15 protein-coding genes and 1 pseudogene are annotated in these 14,615 nt (G+C 70.1%); 6 read left to right on the top strand and 10 right to left on the bottom strand.

Annotated features, from left to right (window positions below):
- A partial coding sequence (locus ACFE64_RS12555) for a prephenate dehydrogenase/arogenate dehydrogenase family protein (protein ID WP_375392802.1) occupies positions 1-327 on the bottom strand: 327 nt, incomplete at its 3' end.
- A gap of 129 nt (positions 328-456) precedes the next feature.
- The gene (gene hisC / locus ACFE64_RS12560) at positions 457-1,554 is read right to left on the bottom strand and encodes a histidinol-phosphate transaminase (protein ID WP_375392803.1); all 1,098 of its coding nucleotides are present in this window, start codon (positions 1,552-1,554) and stop codon (positions 457-459) included.
- Positions 1,555-2,043: 489 nt separating this feature from the next.
- Between hisC and ACFE64_RS12565 the strand changes: the two genes are divergently transcribed.
- The 4 genes from ACFE64_RS12565 to ACFE64_RS12580 all read left to right on the top strand — a co-directional run bounded on the left by ACFE64_RS12565 (position 2,044) and on the right by ACFE64_RS12580 (position 5,012).
- Entirely contained in the window at positions 2,044-2,700 is a 657-nt protein-coding gene (locus ACFE64_RS12565; protein WP_375392804.1) for a PEPxxWA-CTERM sorting domain-containing protein, read from the top strand.
- A gap of 144 nt (positions 2,701-2,844) precedes the next feature.
- Positions 2,845-3,984 (top strand): homoserine O-acetyltransferase, encoded by a 1,140-nt coding sequence (locus ACFE64_RS12570; protein WP_375392805.1) that lies wholly within the window; start codon positions 2,845-2,847, stop codon positions 3,982-3,984.
- Positions 3,981-4,574, top strand: a complete 594-nt coding sequence (gene metW / locus ACFE64_RS12575; protein ID WP_375392806.1) for a methionine biosynthesis protein MetW — start codon at positions 3,981-3,983, stop codon at positions 4,572-4,574. The genes ACFE64_RS12570 and metW overlap by 4 nt, the downstream gene beginning before the upstream one ends.
- 42 nt (positions 4,575-4,616) lie before the next feature.
- Positions 4,617-5,012, top strand: coding sequence for a response regulator (locus ACFE64_RS12580; RefSeq protein WP_375392807.1), 396 nt, complete (start codon positions 4,617-4,619; stop codon positions 5,010-5,012).
- Here ACFE64_RS12580 and ACFE64_RS12585 read toward each other — a convergent pair.
- From ACFE64_RS12585 to ACFE64_RS12600, 4 genes are read right to left on the bottom strand one after another with little or no spacing between them, the layout of a single operon-like run.
- A complete protein-coding gene (locus ACFE64_RS12585) occupies positions 4,989-6,542 on the bottom strand; it encodes a PAS domain-containing protein (protein ID WP_375392808.1) in 1,554 nt (517 codons plus the stop codon). The two genes, ACFE64_RS12580 and ACFE64_RS12585, sit on opposite strands and share 24 nt — an antisense overlap.
- 2 nt (positions 6,543-6,544) lie before the next feature.
- Positions 6,545-7,114: a single-stranded DNA-binding protein gene (ssb, locus tag ACFE64_RS12590; protein WP_375392809.1), complete on the bottom strand. Its 570-nt coding sequence runs from the start codon at positions 7,112-7,114 to the stop codon at positions 6,545-6,547.
- A gap of 9 nt (positions 7,115-7,123) precedes the next feature.
- Entirely contained in the window at positions 7,124-9,016 is a 1,893-nt protein-coding gene (locus tag ACFE64_RS12595; protein WP_375392810.1) for a ferrous iron transporter B, read from the bottom strand.
- Between the two features lie 19 nt (positions 9,017-9,035).
- Positions 9,036-9,302 (bottom strand): ferrous iron transport protein A, encoded by a 267-nt coding sequence (locus ACFE64_RS12600; protein ID WP_375392815.1) that lies wholly within the window; start codon positions 9,300-9,302, stop codon positions 9,036-9,038.
- A 260-nt stretch (positions 9,303-9,562) separates the two neighbouring features.
- On the opposite strand from ACFE64_RS12600, the gene ACFE64_RS12605 reads away from it, so the two are divergent.
- Positions 9,563-10,192, top strand: coding sequence for a hypothetical protein (locus ACFE64_RS12605; RefSeq protein ID WP_375392811.1), 630 nt, complete (start codon positions 9,563-9,565; stop codon positions 10,190-10,192).
- A 554-nt stretch (positions 10,193-10,746) separates the two neighbouring features.
- Here the strand turns inward: ACFE64_RS12605 and ACFE64_RS12610 are convergent.
- A complete protein-coding gene (locus ACFE64_RS12610; protein WP_375392816.1) occupies positions 10,747-11,403 on the bottom strand; it encodes a COQ9 family protein in 657 nt (218 codons plus the stop codon).
- The gene (locus ACFE64_RS12615) at positions 11,397-12,320 is read right to left on the bottom strand and encodes a DMT family transporter (protein WP_375392812.1); all 924 of its coding nucleotides are present in this window, start codon (positions 12,318-12,320) and stop codon (positions 11,397-11,399) included. Before ACFE64_RS12615 ends, ACFE64_RS12610 begins: the two co-directional genes overlap by 7 nt.
- Positions 12,321-12,371: 51 nt before the next feature.
- Between ACFE64_RS12615 and ACFE64_RS12620 the strand changes: the two genes are divergently transcribed.
- Entirely contained in the window at positions 12,372-13,445 is a 1,074-nt protein-coding gene (locus ACFE64_RS12620; RefSeq protein WP_375392813.1) for an alkene reductase, read from the top strand.
- Positions 13,446-13,555: 110 nt separating this feature from the next.
- Here ACFE64_RS12620 and ribH read toward each other — a convergent pair whose 3' ends face one another.
- Both ribH and ACFE64_RS12630 read right to left on the bottom strand, forming a co-directional pair.
- Entirely contained in the window at positions 13,556-13,975 is a 420-nt protein-coding gene (gene ribH, locus ACFE64_RS12625; RefSeq protein WP_375392814.1) for a 6,7-dimethyl-8-ribityllumazine synthase, read from the bottom strand.
- 125 nt (positions 13,976-14,100) lie between these two features.
- Positions 14,101-14,615: pseudogene (locus ACFE64_RS12630) on the bottom strand (3,4-dihydroxy-2-butanone-4-phosphate synthase); the annotation flags it as partial.

Below are 14,615 nucleotides of genomic sequence, written 5' to 3' on the forward strand. Positions count from 1 at the left end.
GCGCAGCGCGCGCGCGACCTCCGCCTTGCAGCTGCCGACGTCGCTGACGATCGCGTCGGCGGGCAGATCGGGGGCGAGCTCGGCGGCGACCGCGCCCATCGCGCCGACCGGCACGCAGAGGATGACGAGGTCCGCGTCGATCACCGCCGCGCCCGGCGTGTCGGCGACGTCGTCGCAGAGCCGCAGCGCGATCGCCGCGGCGCGCACGTCCGGATCGGCGTCGTGGCCGGTCAGGCGGACGGTCGGCATCGTCGCACGCACCGCGCGCGCGATCGAGGAGCCGATCAGGCCGAGGCCGATGATCGAGATGCGGGCGAAGGGGAGCATGTCAGGTCTTCGTCATGCCGGCCTCGCGCCGGCATCCACGGCAGGACCGCGCGTGTCGCTCGGCGGCGATGCCTTGGACCGGTACGGGGGTGGATCCCGGCACAAGGCCGGGATGACGCAGGCAAGGGGTCATCCCTTGTCCGCAAGCGCCCTGAGCGCCGCGATCACGCCGCGGCACTCGTCTTCCGTCCCGATCGTGATCCTGAGCGCCTCCGGCAGCCCCTGGCCGGGCAGCCAGCGGACGATATAGCCCGCGTCCATCAGCCCCTTGTACGCCGTCTCGGCGGTCAGCGCGCCGCCGAACACCACCAGCACGAAATTGGCCTGGCTCGGAATCGCGCGCAGGCCGGCATTGCCGAGCTTGGCGATCTCGTCGGTGAACCAGCGCCGCCAGCGTGCATTGTGCTCGCGCGTGTGCGTCACGAACGCCTCGTCGCCCAGCGCCGCCGTCGCGGCCGCGGTGCCGGCGATGGTGATCGAGAAGGGCAGGCGGATGCGGTGCATCGCCTCGATCACCGGCGCGGCGGCATAGCCCCAGCCGATCCGCTCGGCGGCGAGGCCGTACAGCTTCGAGAAGGTGCGCGTGACGAGCACGTTGGGCGCGGTCTCGGCCAGCGCCATGCCGCCGTCCTCCACGTCGCCGTCGATATACTCGGCATAGGCGTGGTCCAGCACGAGCAGCACGTGCGGCGGCAGCCCGGCGTGGAGGCGCGCGATCTCGTCGCGGCCGACATAGGTGCCGGTCGGATTGTTGGGATTGGCGATGTAGACCAGGCGCGTCCGCCCGGTGACGCACGCCAGCACCGCGTCGACGTCGGTCGCATAGTCGCGGTCGGGCGCGATCACCGGCTCGGCGCCCACGCGGCGCGTCGCGATCTCGTAGACCGCGAAGCCGTAGCGGACGTGGATCACCTCGTCGCCCGGCCCCGCGAACGCGCCGGCGGCGAGGTGCAGCACCTCGTCCGAGCCGTTGCCGTAGATGATCCGCGCCGGATCAAGCCCGTGCTTGGCCGCCAGCACGTCGCGCAGCTCGGTCGCGCCCGCGTCCGGGTAGCGCTCCAGCCGCCCCGCGGCCTGCGCGAACGCCGCGCGCGCCGCGGGCGACGTGCCGAGCGGGTTCTCGTTGGACGAGAGCTTGGCGACCGTGCGCCCGTCGTCGGTCGTGGCGCGCCCCGGAACGTAGGGGGCGATCGCCATGATCCAGGGCTTGGGCTGCGGGGCGGTCATCCGCGCGCGCTTAGCATGTTTCGCCGGCGCCGGAAGGCTCGCGGCGGTGGACCTGGACACCACGTCCCCCTCGCCATGTCCAGGTCCGCGTCGATCGGACGGGGTGGCGAAAGGAGGATGCGGGGATCGATGGACCTGGCATGACGCCGCGCTAGCCATGCGCCGCGATGTCGGACAGCGCCGTCCGCTTTCGCCGTTGAACCCACCCCCCATAGCGGACGAGACGGTGCCGATGTGGCGGAACAGGTTCGGGCCGATGTTCGCCGGTGAGATCAGGCGACAGCAGCCGGCGCGGGTAAGCAGGCAACCGAGCGGCTCGTGTCTGAATGGCCGGCAAGCACAATGGCCAAGGCACCGAACCGCGGTCTCACAACGAGACAGACGACCCCTCGCATGATTGGCGGGTTTTTCCAATGCGGGACTTACCTGGCCGGACATAATGCGCCCATGCCGCCTGGCGTGGGCCAGCGGTTAACCGGGGGAAGTACAATGAACAGTCACATTATCCTTGCCGCTCTTGCAGCCGGCGCAGCGCTGGCGGGTAGCACGGCCGCCTCGGCGCAAACCTATTCATTCGAGGGAGGCACAATCGGCTACAACCCGACCGACTTTTCAGGCGCGACCTTCAGCGCGAAGTCGGGCGTGTACAACGGCATCTTCTTTGCCAGCACGCCGCCGAATGGCTCGCAAGCCGCGTTCATCCAGAGCGTCAGCGACGGGGGCACCCGCGTTCAGGGTAGTGTGTCGCTCCTCTTCAGCGGACTGACGATCGGGAGCAGCTACGCCGCGAACTTCTATCTGGCCGCGCGCCCGGGCTTTGCTCCCGACGCGCTGACGGTGAGCTTTGGGGGCACCGGTTTGGGCGTGTTCGCGCCGATCGACGCCACCTTGAACCCCGCATTCCAGCAGTTCACGTCGGGAAGCTTCGTCGCCACGGCCAGCTCGGGCACGCTATTGTTCTTGGGCGCGCCCACGACCACCGGCGATAACGACACTGCGCTCGACCTGGTCACCCTCGTACCCGCCGCCGCCGCGCCCGGCGGAGTGCCCGAGCCGGCCACTTGGGCGATGATGATCGGAGGCTTTGGCCTGGTCGGAGCGTCGATGCGTCGCCGCAAGACCAGTACGAATTTGCACCTCGCCTGATAGACCCCCTGTCGGACCGAGCGAGAGCCGCTGGTCGAAAGATCGGCGGCTCTCTTGTGCTCTGATCGGTGTACGCTCTCCACCGCCATCCCCCAGCCGGTCGCGGGGGATGACGCCGGCGGTCGGCGCTCCTATGCGGCGGCGATGGCTGCCGCCGCCCCGTTCGACCAGCGCTTCGGTCTCGACCGCCGCGTCGTGCTGCCCGGGCCGCTGGCGCTGGATGGCGGCGGCAGCCTCGCGCCGGTCGAGATCGCCTACGAGACCTATGGCGCGCTCGCGCCGGGCGCGGACAACGCGATCCTCGTCTGCCACGCGCTGACCGGCGATCAGCACGTCGCGTCGCCCCACCCGCGCACCGGCAAGCCGGGCTGGTGGGAACGGATGGTCGGGCCGGGCAGGCCGATCGACACCGACCGGCGGCTGGTGATCTGCGCCAACGTGCTCGGCTCGTGCATGGGATCCTCCGGCCCCGCCACGACCGATCCGGCGACGGGGCGGCCGTGGGGCATGGCGTTCCCGGTCATCACCGTGCGCGACATGGTGCGCGCGCAGGCGCTGCTGCTCGACCATCTCGGGATCGGCCGGCTCGCGGCGGTGGTCGGCGGCTCGATGGGGGGGATGCAGGCGCTGAGCTGGGCGGCGACCTTTCCCGCGCGCGTCGGCGCGGCGCTGGTGATCGCGTCGACCGCGCGGCATTCGGCGCAGAACATCGCCTTCCACGAGCTCGGGCGGCAGGCGGTGATGGCCGACCCGCGCTGGAAGGGCGGCGACTACGACGCGGCGGAGCCGCCCGCCGCCGGGCTGGCGGTGGCGCGGATGGCGGCGCACATCACCTATCTGTCCGAAGCCGGGCTGACCGAGAAGTTCGGCCGCCGGCTGCAGGCGCGGCCCGACAGCCCGGACGGAGCCAAGTCGTTCGGCTTCGACGCCGATTTCCAGGTCGAGAGCTATCTGCGCCACCAGGGGCTGAGCTTCGTCGACCGGTTCGATGCCAACGCCTATCTCTACATCACCCGCGCGATGGACTATTTCGACCTCGCGGAAGAGCATGGCGGGCGGCTGGCGGACGCGTTCAGCCCCGCCACGCGCTTCTGCCTGGTCAGCTTCGACACCGACTGGCTCTACCCCACCGCCGACGCCCGCGCGATCGTCCACGCGCTCAACGCGGCGGGCGCGCCGACCAGCTTCGTCGAGCTGTCGAGCCCTTATGGGCATGACGCCTTCCTGCTCGAATCGCCCGCGCTCGACCGGGTGGTGCGCGGGTTCCTGGGAACGGGGACATGAGCCTGCGTCCCGACCTCGCGCTCATCGCCGCGCATGTCGCGCCGGGCGGCCGCGTGCTCGACATCGGCTGCGGCGACGGGGCGCTGATGGCGGCGCTGCGCGACCAGCGGCAGGTCGATGCGCGCGGGCTGGAGATCGATCCGGCCAATGTCGCCGCCGCGGTCGCGCGCGGGCTGTCGGTGGTGCAGGGGGACGCGGATACCGACCTCGCCGACTATCCGTCGGGCGGCTTCGATTACGCCATCTTGTCGCAGACGCTGCAGACCACGCGGGCGCCGGACCGGGTGCTCGACGAGCTGCTGCGGATCGGCCGGCGCGCGTTCGTCTCGTTCCCCAACTTCGCGCATTGGGGCGTGCGGCTGTCGCTGATGTGGGGCGGGCGGATGCCCGTCACGCGACTGCTGCCGAGCGGCTGGTACGACACGCCCAACATCCATCACGTGACGGTGGACGACTTCCGCGCCTTCCTGGCGGCCCGCGCGATCACGGTGGAGCGCGCCTGGTTCCTGGCGGGCGACCGCCAGCGCGGCGCCTGGGCGGCCAACCTGTTCGCCGAGCACGCGATCTTTCTGCTGCGCCGGGGGAACTGATGCATCCCGCAGACATTCGTTAGTGATGATCTGGGTTAACGCATGAACAAGACCGCGCTGATCGTCGAGGACGAGATCTTCGTCGCGCTCGATCTGGAACGCATCCTGACCGACGCGGGCTATCAGGTCGCGGCGATCGCCGCGGACCGCGAAAGCGCGCTGGAGGCGGCCGGCGGCTGCCAGTTCGCCTTCATCGACATCAACCTGCGCGACGGCCCGAGCGGCCCCGGCATCGCCCGGACGATCGCCCAGGCGCACGGCGTCAAAGTGGTGTTCGTGACCGCCAATCCGGCGCAGATCGGCGGCGCCCCCGCGCTCGCCTTCGTCCGCAAGCCGTTCAGCGAGCGTACGATCCGCGCCGCCGCCGCGCTCGCCTCGGGCGATCACGCCTCGGCGCGCGACGAAGGCGTGGTGCTATGCCCGGTGGAAGGCGGCTGACGGCAAGGTGATCCTGACCGCGAGGCCGCCCGGCCGCCAGTCGCGCGTCACCGTTCCGCCGAGCTGACGCATCGCCGACAGCTCGATCAACTGGCTGCCGAACCCTGCCGCCGCCGTCGGCACGACCGGCGGGCCGCCCATCTCCGTCCAGTCGAGCACCACCGCCTCGCCCGACGCGGCGATCGCCACCGTGACCGCGCCGCCGTCCGCGGCGAGCGCGCCGTATTTGGTCGCGTTGGTGGCGAGCTCGTGGAACAGCAGCGCGAGCGGCGTCGCCGAGCGGTCGTCCACCTGCACATCGTCGCCGGCGATGCGGATGCCGCCGATCTCGCGGGCATAGGGCGCGAACAGCTCGGCGAGCAGACCGTGCAGGCTGTCCTGCTGCTGCGCCGGACGCGACCGGCGGCTGTGCGGCCGCACGAAATCATGCGCGCGGCCGAGCGCGGTGATGCGCTGGCGCAGATCCTCCGCCGCCGGCTTGAACTCGGGCCGCTGGCGCGCGGTGAAGGTGATGAGGCCGGCGATCACCGCGAAGATGTTCTTGATCCGATGGCTGAGCTCGTGCGCGACCATCTCGCGCTCGTCCGCCGCCGTCTTGCCTTCGTGGATGTCGGTGCAGGTGCCGAACCAGCGCGTGATGCGGCCCTCTTCACCGTGGTCGGCGCCGGCGCGGATCGGCAGCGCGCGGCCGAGCACCCAGCGATATTCGCCGTCGTGCCGGCGCAGGCGATATTCGATCTGATACGGCTCGCCGGTCGAGAGCGAATGGCGCCAGGTCGCCCAGGCGCGCTCCTGATCGTCGGGATGGAACATGCCGCTCCAGCCCTCCCCGTCGGTGGCGCCGACGGGCATCCCGGTGAACTCGTACCAGCGCGCGTTGAAATAATCATGGTAGCCGTCGGGCAGCGCCGACCAGACCATCTGGGGCATGGTGTCTGCGAGCGTGTGGAAGCGCGATTCCGAATCGCCCAGCGCGCGCCGGGCGTCGTTTTCCGCATGGCGCCAGGCGGCGGCGTCGCGGGTGTCGCGCAGGCGTGCCATGACGTTCTCGGCGAGCGTCTCCAACCCCAGGCGCTGCAGCGGGGTGAGGCCGCCCGGATGGGCGACCCGGTCGATCACGCACAGCGCGCCGAGCGCCACGCCCTCGTCGGTGACGAGCGGCGCCCCGGCATAGAAGCGCGCATGCTGATCGCCCGTGACGAGCGGATTGTCGACGAAGCGGGGATCGACCGACAGGTCGTCGACCACCAGCAGATCGTCGGTCTCGATCGCGTAGCGGCAGAACGAGATGTCGCGCGGCATCGACTCCACGTCCAGCCCGGTGCGCGCCAGGAAGGTCTGCTCCGCCTCGTCCAGCAGCGTGACGAGCGCGACCGGCGCCTCGCACAGCGCGGCGGCGAAATCGGTGATGCGCCGGAGCGCCGTCGAGTGGCGGAGCCGTTCGAGATCATAGGCCGCGATCACCGCCGCGCGCGCCGACTCGTCGATCCGCCAGCCGCGCCCGCGCGCGCGCGCGTCGTTGCCCGTCATCGTCAGAACGGCACGTCGTCGTCGAGATCATCCCCAAAGCCGCCGCCCCCGCTGGCACCGCCACCGCCGCCGCCGAAACCGCCGCCACGGTTCCCGCCACCACCCGATCCCGCCCGGCCGCCGCCGCCAAAGCCGCCGCCCGACCCACCGCCGGCATCGTCGCCGCCGCCCCAGTCATCGCCGCCACGCCCCCCGCCACCGCCACCCGCACCGCCGCCCTGGCCACCGTCGAGCGAGGTCAGCGTGCCGTTAAACGGCCGGATCACCACCTCGGTGGAATAGCGGTCCGCGCCGGCCTGATCCTGCCATTTGCGCGTTTCCAGCTGGCCCTCGACATAGACCTTGGCGCCCTTGCGCAGGTAGCGCTCGGCGAAATTGGCGGCATTCTCCTGGAACACCTTGACCGTGTGCCACTCGGTCTTGTCCTTGCGCTCGCCCGAGGCGCGGTCCTTCCACTGCTCGGACGTCGCGATGCGCAGCTCGACGACCTTGCCGCCGTTCTGGAACGACCGGCTCTCGGGATCGCGGCCGAGATTGCCGATCAGGATGACCTTGTTGACGCTGCCTGCCATCGCCTGCCCCTAGAGGCCCGCGAGGATCGCGAGCCAGTATGTTAACCCCGCCATGACGTAGGCCGCCGTGAACAGATAGCCAACCATGAACAGCGGCCATTTCCACCCGTTGGTCTCGCGCCGGGTCACCGCGATGGTGGAGATGCATTGCGGCGCGAACACGAACCACATCAGGAAGGCGAGCGCGGTGGGCAGGCTCCAGCGCGCCTGCAGCGTCCGGCCGATCTTCGCGTCGTCATTGTCGCCGCCGGCATTGTCGATCGCGTAGACGGTGCCGAGCGCCGCCACCGACACCTCGCGCGCCGCCATCGCCGGGATCAGCGCCAGCACGATGTCGCGGTTGAAGCCGATCGGCCGGAAGGCGGGCTCGATGCCGTTGGCGATCCGCCCGGCGATCGAATAGTTCACCGGCGAGACATGCGCGTCCGCCGGCGGCTTGGGGAAACTCAGCAGCGCCCAGAGCACGATCGTGGTGAGCGCGATGGTGGTGCCGGCGCGCTTGAGGAAGATCTCCGCGCGGCTCCACAGCCCGATCGCCAGATCGCGCAGGCGCGGCAGCTGGTATTTGGGCATTTCCATCATGAAGCCCGAGGACGAGCCCTTGGTCACGGTGCGCCGCAGCACCCACGCCGCCACGAACGCGCCCGCCACGCCGATGATGTAGAGCGCGAGCATCACCAGCCCCTGCAATCCCGCGAAGGGCAGCACCCGGATGTCGGGGATCAGCGCGCCGATCACCAGCGTGTAGACCGGCAGCCGCGCCGAGCAGGTCATCAGCGGCGCGATCAGGATGGTGGTCAGCCGGTCCTTCTCGTCCTCGATCGTGCGCGTCGCCATGATGCCGGGCACCGCGCAGGCGAAGGACGACAGCAGCGGGATGAAGGCGCGCCCCGACAGCCCGACCGAGGCCATCAGCCGGTCCATCAGGAACGCGGCGCGGACCATGTAGCCCGATGCCTCCAGCACCAGGATGAACAGGAACATGATGAGGATCTGCGGCAGGAACTTCACCACCGCGCCGACGCCCGCGATGCACCCGTCGGTAATCAGCGAGCGCAGCACCGAATCGGGCATGACGTCCTTGACGAGCCCGCCTAGCCGATCGAACCCGGCGGCGATCGCGTCGGCGGGCGCGGCGCCGGCGTAGAACACCGCCTGGAACATCACGAACAGCACCGCCACCAGCAGCGCGACGCCCCCGACCGGGTGCAGCGCCACCGTGTCGAACGCGTGGCCCCAGCGCCGCGTCGGCGTCTCGGACAGCGTCGCGGCCCGGGCGATCTGGCGGGCCCGGCGCTGCACGGTCGTCATGTCGGGCGAGGCGCGGGAAGCCGGCCGCGCGGTGCCGTGGTCCAGCGCGGCGGCAAGCGCCTCGCGCAGCGCGTCGAGGCCGCGGCGGCGCACCGCGACGGTGGGGATCACCGCCACCCCCAGCTCGGCGGCGAGCCGCTCGGCGGAGAGGGTGAGCCCGTCGCGCTCGGCGAGATCGACCATGTTGAGCGCCACCACCAGCGGCCGGCCGAGCGCGAGCAGCTGCAGCGTGAAGCGCAGGTGGTTGTCGAGGTTGGCGGCGTCCACCACCACCAGCAGCGCGTCCGGCGCCGCCTCCAGCGCGCTCGCGCCGGTGACGACGTCGCGCGTCACCCGCTCGTCGGGGGAGGAGGGATCGAGGCTGTAGGCGCCGGGCAGGTCGACCAGCTCCACCGGCCGGCCATCGGGCAGCGCGATGCGGCCGGAATGGCGCTCGACGGTGACGCCGGGATAGTTGCCCACCTTCTGCCGCGCGCCGGTGAGCGCGTTGAACAGCGCGCTCTTGCCCGCATTGGGATTGCCGACGACCGCGACGAGCGGCGGCCGCGTCGTCACGGGAGCGGCAGGCGGGCGGGTGAGCAGCTCGGCCATCAGGCCAGCGGGGGCTGGATCAGGCGGCGCGGGGCGCGACGAGGATGGCGGCGGCCACCGCGCGGCGCAGCGCCACCTGCATGCGGCCGATCCGGCACGCGATCGGCCCGCCGCCGAGCCGGGCGCGGTGCAGCACCTCCACCTCGACGCCCTCGTCGAACCCCAGCTCGCGCAGCCGCCGCGCTTCGGGCGCGCCGAGTCGCGACCAGTCGATCAGATGCACCGTCGCCCCCTGGCGACGTGGCAGCGTCTCCAGGCTGAGCGAAGGCGTGAGGCGACCGACCATCTCCATGTGCGAATGATTATCAGTAACGATGGCGGAAGGAAAGCCCTTTGCACTGCCGGGCTTACCCGCCGGTCCGGCAGCGAATGTCCACTTACGGGAGTGCAGATGGCGATAGCCGACATTGCGCGGCCCTGTCGCCTTTCCCGAAAAAGGATGGTTCATCGGGAGGGAGCCGAGCGATGGCGGGGTGACCAAGAGAACCATCGCTGGGTTGCCTGTGCCGCTTTCGCATCCCAAGAGAGCGGGGAAAGGGAGAGGCCATGACTTTTCCGTCGATCGTGATCGTTGCTCTTATCGCTACTTCATCTGCTGCGGTATCGTCGGAACCTCAGCCGTCGCCCGCTTTGCAGGCCCTCGTCCAATCTCCAGGGTATCAAGGCAACATAGCTCGCCTGTTCTCACAGTTGCCCCCCACCGTGTTTCGGAGATGTCCAAACTTGGTTTCAAACGGATCAAGGGTTACAACAATCGAGCCGGTATCTTTTGCATCGGATGGTTATCCGATTTCTGGACTATGGAAGCAGAGCTTTCCAGTGAGCGGCTGCGGGAATGACACAACAATCAACTTCTACTTTAGGGGGCAACCTAGCGAGAGGATACTTAGCATAGTAGCAATGCCCGGAGAAACGCGCGCTGATCTCACGTTGCAACGTGATGCTCTCAAATTCGCGACCATGGCTGTTCAGGCCGTTGTTCGCGATTGTAATCAGTTGAGCGTGCGGGATACGAAATACGCAGGGCTGGTCAAAGCATCCGGTAAAGCCTGGCAGGAGACTTGGACGTTTTCGGCTTGTAATCGCACCATTCAAGTGCCGCTTATTTTTAGTCCCGACGCCACTGGTACGACGGTAACAGCAAAGCCTGCTTTGGCGGCGTCACCCGCGAGCTAGCGAGAGAGACGTTCCCTCCCCAAAACGAAGGTGGAACGGGACGGTCGCGAAGCCGATCGCGGTGACAGCCCTCAGGGCATCCGGTTTCCCGTAATCTGTTCCCGATTGCTCTTTCCCGAAATTGTCGTCCGGAGATGGAGAAACGAGAAGATTGCTCTGAATGAATCGCCACCTTCGGGAGCCCAATTGTCTAACCCGAGCGTATGGTTGCGGGCGTAACCCACCGCAGATTTTCGCTGTCCTACAACGCCGCTGCGATGCAGGCGTGTACCAATGACTCGGCACTGGCCGGTCCGCTCTTTGCATCATGAATTGCGCCGCCCACCTTCCGCCGCCGAACGGAAGATAATCGTGATATGCGGCAACTTCGACAACTTCCGCGCAGGCAGGACGCGGCAGCCGTTCCCCACCCCCGTCATGCCGGCCTCGTGCCGGCATCCACGCCAGAACTATGTTTTCCTAGCGCAATGGAGCGACACGCCAAGTCCGACGGTAGATGCCGGCACGAGGCCGGCATGACGAAGCGGACGGCGCCACTTCCTCAACTCGTCACTTCAAACCACCGGATAGCGCAGCCGCCCCACGAACCTCGACAGGCTTGGCAATCGCTCCGACCGCAACAGAAACCCTGCCTTCGCCTTCTCGAACCGCATCACGCCGTCGATGCGGCGGCCCAGAAACGCGCGGGTGTCGGCCCAGCCCTCGCTTTCGTCGTCGAGGAAGACGCTGACCGTCGCAGCATAGACGCCGAGCAGGATCGCGCGCTTGGTGTAGTGGTTGTAGTCCGTCGCGGTGTCGCCGGCGGCGCGCCAGATGCGGTCGACCGTGCGCCAGCCCAGCCGCGCCGCGCGCGCGACGTTCTGCGGCAGCGCCAGCACCGCGAGCGCGCGGCGCAGCGCCTCGCGTTCCGGCTCGACGGCGGCCAGCCGCGCCTCGATCAGCGCGGCGATGCGCTGGCGGATCTTCATCGCCCAGAGCTCGGCGGGCGGCACGGCGGCGAGCATCGCGCCATCCACGCCCGCGAACCAGGCGTCGATCATCGCCACCGCCCCGCCCGCAAAGGCGAGGCGCGCGACGCCGCGATCGACACCCAGCGCGTCGGCGGCGAGGTCCAGCGCCTCCTGCCCCCAGCCGTCGAACGCGGCGTTGGCGGCGATCTCAGGGGCGAGCAGCACGCGCAGCTCGTCCAGCGTCCGGTCCTCGGTCACGATGCCTCCTTCGCCTCCACGCGTCCGGTCGCGCCGCGCCGCACCAGCACCAGCGCCGCCGCCACCAACGCCGCGCCCACGAAATCGGGCGCGCCCAGCCGCTCGCCATAGACGATCCAGCCCACCGTCGCCGCCACCACCGGCTGGACCAGCAGGGCCAGCCCGACCACCAGCGGCGACAGCTTGCCGAGCGCATAGATCATGCAGCCCTGCCCCACCACCTGGCTGACCAGCGCCAACCCGAGCAGCGGCCCCCAGGCATGCGGCCACAGCCGCTCGCCCAGCGCCCACGCGAACAGCAGCAGCGGCCCGATGCTCGCCAGCGTCGACAGCGTCAGCGACGACAGCGGCGCCATCGTCTCGCGCGCCCGCGCCATCGCGATGAAATAGACCGTGTAGAGCAGCCCGGCGAGGATGCAGAGCAGATCGCCCGCGAGGTGGCGCGGGTCCAGCTGCCACGATCGCCCCATCAGCAGCGCCGCGCCCGCCGCCGCCAGCGCCAGCGCCAACCCCTGCGTCCGCGTCGGCCAGGCGCGCGCGACCAGGAAGCCGTAGAGCGGGAAGACCAGCGTCGCCGAATTGCCGAACAGCGTCGCGTTGGCCAGCGTCGTGCGCAGGATGCCGAGATGCCAGCTCCCCAGGTCCGCGGCGAACGCGATCCCGCCGGCCACCAGCGTCGCCCACAGCGCCCCGGTCAGCCGCCCCGGCCGCGCGCCGCCGGCCAGCGCCAGCGCCGCCACGAACGGCGCGCCGAGCGCCATGCGCCAGAAGCCGGCGGCGACCGGCCCGGTGTCGGCCAGCCGCACGAACCACGGCCCGAACGCCAGCGCCACGTTGGCGACCACCACGGCGACGAAGGCGAGCGGCGGCGGCCCGCTTGCCGTCGCCACAGCTTTTCTTGTGTCCGTCGCCACGTGCATGGCGCCCCGTAGCCGCCTATCTCGCGTCCCGACACCCGCAAAGGAGCGCCCATGCCCGGCCTGTTCGATCCCATCACCGTCGGCGCCGTCACGGCGAAGAACCGCATCTTCATGGCCCCGCTCACCCGCGGCCGGTCGACGCCGGCGCATGTGCCGACCGAATTGATGATCGATTATTACCGTCAGCGCGCGGGCGCGGGGCTCATCATCTCCGAAGGCACGGGCGTCAGCCGCCGCGGGCTGGGCTGGCCCGCCGCGCCGGGGCTGTGGACCGAGGAGCAGGTCGAGGCGTGGAAGCCCGTCACCGAAGCCGTGCACGCGGCGGGCGGCCTGATCTTCGCGCAGCTCTGGCATATGGGCCGCCTCGCCCGCCCTGATGTCACCGGGCTGACGCCGCTGTCGTCCTCGGCGACGCGCGCGCCCTATCACAAGGAGCCGAACCCCTATGCCGAGGCGCAGGCCGCGTCGCTCGACGACATCGCGCGCGCCCAGGACGACTATGCCGACAGCGCCGTCAACGCCATCCGCGCCGGCTTCGACGGGGTGCAGCTGCACGGCGCGAACGGCTATCTGATCGACCAGTTCCTGCGCGACGGCACCAACCGTCGCGACGACGATTATGGCGGCCCACCGGAGAACCGCATCCGCTTCATGCGCGAATCGGTGGCGCGCGTCGCCGATGCGGTCGGCGCCGACCGCACGGCCATCCGCCTCTCCCCCAACGGCGAGTCGCAGGGCGCGGACGATTCCGATCCCGAATCGGTGTTCCTGCCCGCCGCCCGCGCGCTCGACGCGCTGGGCATCGCGTTCCTGGAGCTGCGCGAGCAGGCGCCGGACAGCACGTTCGGCAAGACCGACGTCCCCAAGCTCAGCCCGCAGATCCGCGCGGTGTTCCACCGGCCGCTGGTGCTCAACCAGGATTACAGCGTCGAGACCGCCCAGCGCGACCTCGCTTCGGGCGTGGCGGACGCGATCGCCTGGGGCCGCCGCTTCATCGGCAACCCCGACCTGCCCGAACGCTTCCGCGTCGGCGCGCCGCTCGCCCGGGACAATCCCAAGACGTGGTACACCGCCGGGCCGGAGGGCTATACCGACTATCCGGCGCTGGAGGCGGCGACCGTCTGAGTCCTGCCCACATCGTGGGGAGGATCAGGCGCTCACCAGCTCCTCGGGCCAGCCGCCCTCCCCCGGCAGATCGCGGCGCGCCGGATCGGCGGCGCTGGTGTGGGCGAGCGCTAGGCGAACCGTTCCTTCAGCGCCAGCATCGCCAGCGCGGCGCGGGCCGCGCCGCCGCCCTTGTCGAGCTGGGCGGGATCGGCGCGCGCGATCGCCTGCGCCTCGTTCTCGGTCGTCAGCACGCCGTTGCCGATGGCGAGGCCGTCCAGGGTCAACGCCATCAGCCCGCGCGCGCTTTCATTGGCGACGATCTCGAAATGATAGGTCTCGCCGCGGATCACGACGCCCAGCGCGACGAAGCCGTCATAGCGCCCGGTCTCGGCCGCCAGCGCGATCGCGCCGGGCAGCTCCAGCGCGCCGGGCACCGTCACCAGATCGTGGCCATGTCCCGCCGCCTCGATCGCGCCGCGCGCGCCGGCGATCAGCAGGTCGTTGAGGTGGTCGTAGAAGCGGGCTTCGGCGATCAGGATGCGGGCCATCTCATTCCTTCGTCATGCCGGCCGTGAGCCGGCATCCAAGCCAAACCCAGGCGGCGCGCTCCATCGTCAGAGCTGTCGCCTAGAACCAAGTTGGACCCCGGCTCAAGGCCGGGGTGACGGCGTGTTCAATCCACCCGCCGCTCGCCGACGATGCTGAGGCCATAGCCGTCGAGCGCCACCAGCGTGTGGTGCGTGTTGGTCAGCAGCACCATCTCCTCCACGCCCAGCTCGGTCAGGATCATCGCGCCGACGCCGTAATCGCGCAGCTCCTCCACGTCGGCGGGCGGCAGCGTCCCGGCCTTGGCCTGGAGCGCGACCGAGAACTGGTCGGGGCGCGGCCGGTTGATGACCACCACCACGCCCGCGCCCTCCTCGCCGATGATCTCCATCGAGCGCTGCAGCAGCGACGCGCGATCGCCCGCCTCGCCGAAGATGTCGGCGAAGGTGGAGAGCGCGTGCATCCGGACCAGCGTCGGCCTGGTCGGGTCGACCTTGCCCTTGACCAGCGCGATCTGCTCGGAGCCCGTCGCCTTGTTCCAGAAGGTGAGTGCGGTCCAGTCGCCGCCCCACCGGCTGGTGAAGCGGGCCTCGGCGCGCTTCTCGACCAGATGGTCGTGGCGGCGGCGATAGGCGATCAGGT

Origin of the sequence: uncultured Sphingomonas sp., assembly GCF_964250165.1 — a bacterium.
Taxonomy (GTDB): domain Bacteria; phylum Pseudomonadota; class Alphaproteobacteria; order Sphingomonadales; family Sphingomonadaceae; genus Sphingomonas.